Below are 535 nucleotides of genomic sequence, written 5' to 3' on the forward strand. Positions count from 1 at the left end.
CGGGTGGCCGTGGACGCGCGGGCACGCATCCTGTCCGCCTGGGCGTGCAGGGCGGCGGCCTTGCGCTCGGCGGCGGCGCGGTGCCGGGCGCGGCGGCGGTCGGCGGCGTCCCGGTCGGCGAGGTGGGTGTCCCAGCCGGTGTTGTGGACCTCCAGCGACGCGGTGTCCGGGTCGAGGCGCCAGACGCGGTTGACGGTCGCGGCGAGCAGCCCGGTGTCGTGGCTGACCAGGACGAGTCCGCCCTTGTGGGACGCCAGGAACCCGCGCAGCCAGGCCGCCGAGTCGGCGTCGAGGTGGTTGGTCGGCTCGTCCAGGAGGAGGACGCCGGTCTCGCCGAACAGGACGCGGGCCAGCTCGACGCGGCGGCGCTGCCCGCCGGACAGGGTGCCGAGCGGCTGCGGCAGAAGCCGGTCGGGCAGGCCGAGCCCGGCCGCCACGCGCGCAGCCTCGGCCTCGGCCGCGTACCCGCCGCGCGCGACGAACTCCGCCTCGGCGCGGGCGTACCGGTCGGGGGCGCCCGGGTCGCCGGCCGCGA

Annotated in this window: 1 protein-coding gene; it reads right to left on the reverse strand. The window is 79.1% G+C overall.

The features are described 5' to 3' along the window. Positions 1-535, reverse strand: a 535-nt coding sequence (locus DZF91_RS22660) for an ATP-binding cassette domain-containing protein (RefSeq protein WP_147341269.1), incomplete at both ends; no start/stop codon positions are given.

Origin of the sequence: Actinomadura logoneensis, assembly GCF_003428695.1 — a bacterium.
GTDB lineage: Bacteria > Actinomycetota > Actinomycetes > Streptosporangiales > Streptosporangiaceae > Spirillospora > Spirillospora logoneensis.